This is a genomic window from Planococcus sp. CAU13 (genome assembly GCF_000775575.1).
GTDB lineage: Bacteria > Bacillota > Bacilli > Bacillales_A > Planococcaceae > Planococcus.
The window spans coordinates 1-2,691 of sequence record NZ_JRGN01000127.1; the positions used below are offsets into that span (position 1 = coordinate 1).

General features: G+C 44.7%; 3 protein-coding genes. 1 reads left to right on the forward strand and 2 read right to left on the reverse strand.

What is annotated here, in order from left to right; genetic code table 11:
- Positions 1-123 precede the first annotated feature (123 nt).
- Complete coding sequence (locus tag KW93_RS05410) at positions 124-1,302, reverse strand: toxic anion resistance protein (protein WP_033541964.1); 1,179 nt, start codon at positions 1,300-1,302, stop codon at positions 124-126.
- Complete coding sequence (locus tag KW93_RS05415) at positions 1,274-1,972, reverse strand: 5-bromo-4-chloroindolyl phosphate hydrolysis family protein (protein ID WP_033541965.1); 699 nt, start codon at positions 1,970-1,972, stop codon at positions 1,274-1,276. Before KW93_RS05415 ends, KW93_RS05410 begins: the two co-directional genes overlap by 29 nt.
- Positions 1,973-2,397: 425 nt before the next feature.
- Between KW93_RS05415 and KW93_RS05425 the strand changes: the two genes are divergently transcribed.
- Positions 2,398-2,598, forward strand: a complete 201-nt coding sequence (locus KW93_RS05425) for a cold-shock protein (protein ID WP_033541967.1) — start codon at positions 2,398-2,400, stop codon at positions 2,596-2,598.
- The last annotated feature ends 93 nt before the right edge of the window (positions 2,599-2,691 follow it).

Below are 2,691 nucleotides of genomic sequence, written 5' to 3' on the forward strand. Positions count from 1 at the left end.
AGGAGGCTCAGGCCGCTCCCCGCGGAAAGCATCCGCCTAGAGCAAAATGGTGGAAGTGGGCAAAAGTTTCTCGAAAAAAATAAAAACTCCCGCAAAGCATATTCTGCTTTGCGGGATTTCCTTTTAGATCTCTCTTGATTTTTCGCCTTCGTGGATGGCGAGCAGGCGCTGCTTGAGTTCATTCTCCATTTTGCCGATTTCCAGTTCAGCGGCGCGGCGGTTTTTGCGTCCTTCTGTCTGAATCTGCAGCGTTTCTTCAATAGTAGTAAGCAAGTTTTCCTGTGTTTTCTTCAATGTCTCGATTTCAATGATGCCGCGTTCATTTTCCTTGGCGGTTTCAATCGAATTCATTTTCAGCATTTCAGAGTTTTTGAGTAACAGGTCGTTTGTCGTAGAAGTCACTTGCTTCTGCGCTTCTACAGCTTTCATCTGTTTATTGAGCGTCAAGGCGATGGCGATCTGGTTTTTCCAAAGCGGAATCGACGTCATGATCGACGACTGGATTTTCTCGGCCAGCGTCTGGTTGGTCTGTTGGATCATACGGATCTGCGGCGCGCTTTGAATCGTGATCTGGCGTGATAATTGCAGATCATAGATGCGTTTATCAAGACGGTCGACAAATTGTACCATATCATTGACTTCCTGATAGGCCATCTGATCGTCCGAAGCTTCCGCTTTTTTGCGAAGAGCAGGGATCGTTTCGTTCAGGATTTCATCCCGCTTCAGTTCAGCCGCAGCGATATAGACGTTCAGCGCCTGGAAGTACATTTTGTTCTGATCGTATAATTCTTCGAGCATCTGCACATCTTCGAGCAATCCGCGCTTGGAATGGTCCAGCTGGATGCTGATGCGGTCTACCTGTGTGCTGAGTTTCTGGTATTTTGTCATGATTTCCTGAACCGAATATTTTGCTTTGGCAAACAGCTTGCGGAGACCGGACTTTTTCGTATCGGTTAATTCTTCCGGATTCAGTTCCTGCAATCGTTTCATCAGGTCATGCAGGACATCGCCGACCGGGCCGATGTCTTTCTGCTGGACATGGTCAAGCATCTTATGCGAAAAATTGCCGAGCTGGCTCTGGGCGTTGGCGCCATATGTCAGAATGGCTTCATGGTTGCCGGCGGGAATCTGTTTGGCGAGGTCCTGAGCTTTTTTCCTGTCTTCATTCGAAAGCTTGTCCATTAAGAGGACTGGGCGTGCCGTCTGCTGTTCGGCAGGAGTCTGCTCTTTTTCAAGCGCAATGCCGAATGGTGATTGCAACAGGTCATCCAATTCACTGCGAGTCGATTGATTTTCGTTCATTTTCCACGTCTCCTTCATCATCGGTCAAAGGTTGAACCAATAGTTTCTGTGTGTTCTGGCTTTCAACTGCGAGTTTTGCGTAATCAAGTTCCATCCGAAGCTGTTCGACATCGGAAGACAGCACTTTCTTCAAATCATTTTCCATTACGCGGTTCATCGATTGCAGCGTTTCCCGTGTATCCTGCAGGGCGATCCGGATGTCCCGGTCTTTCACCGGCTGGCCGACCAGCAGCGAGTACTTTTCGGTCAATTCCAAAGCCGAATCGAGATGCGAATAAAAGAAAGATTCAGCGAGATAGAACTTTCTCGGATTTTCCTGGACCACCAGTACGATCTTATTCGCGATTTTCGTCATCTCCATCAATTGCTTGAACGACGAGATGGAGCGGACCCGGTAATAATGGCTCTGCAGTCTTTTAATTTTCACTTTGGCATCCTGCACTTGCTTGATGACATGTTTGTATTCACTTTTCGTCATTCCAAGTTCTTTGGAAGTGGAAGAGAATTGCACGTGTTTCATGGTTGTATTGCTGGCCAGGTAGCTTCCGGCAGCGACTGCTCCTGAAGCGAGCAATCCGATTTCCGCTCCCAGATAGAGAACTGGAAACATGACTCCCATCACCGGGAGACTGACAGATTGGCGTTTAATGAAATTTTGGACTCGCTTCATGCGAAAGTCACTCCTTCAATGCATTTCCTTATATATATACGATTCAGTGTACAGAAAGTTTCAATTATAGTGCCCATATCCCTATTTTACGTGAAAGGAAGGGGCAATACAAACTTCGGAATTTCTGCGGAAATGAGAGGCATTTTACTGGACATAAAACGGATGATTTGGCAAAATGCATATAGGGATATCGATTTGTCACGTTATACAGAATATTTATCAGAAAATAATTATAAATATTTAGATTTGTTTGACATTTTCATTCAATTTGGTTATTATAGAGGAAATTAATACATCTCCACCAGATACAGCTATTCACATATTCCAAAAAGTGATCAGCACGTTATGGTACTTTTTGGAATATGTGAATTTTTTTTATGGATTCACATATTGAAAATTTTTTTATTATCAGGAGGTTTTTTAACATGCAAGAAGGTACAGTAAAATGGTTTAACTCAGAAAAAGGTTTTGGCTTCATCGAAGTTGAAGGCGGAGACGACGTTTTTGTACACTTCTCAGCGATTCAAGGCGAAGGCTTTAAAACGCTTGACGAAGGTCAAAGAGTTGAATTTGAAGTAGAGGAAGGCAACCGCGGACCTCAGGCTACAAACGTAACTAAATTGTAATCTCCAAGAGCTGCTCATCTGAGCGGCTCTTTTTTTTGGATACTATTGTTTCTATAACCATTACGCTTCAGACGGACGCTTTCCGCGGGCATG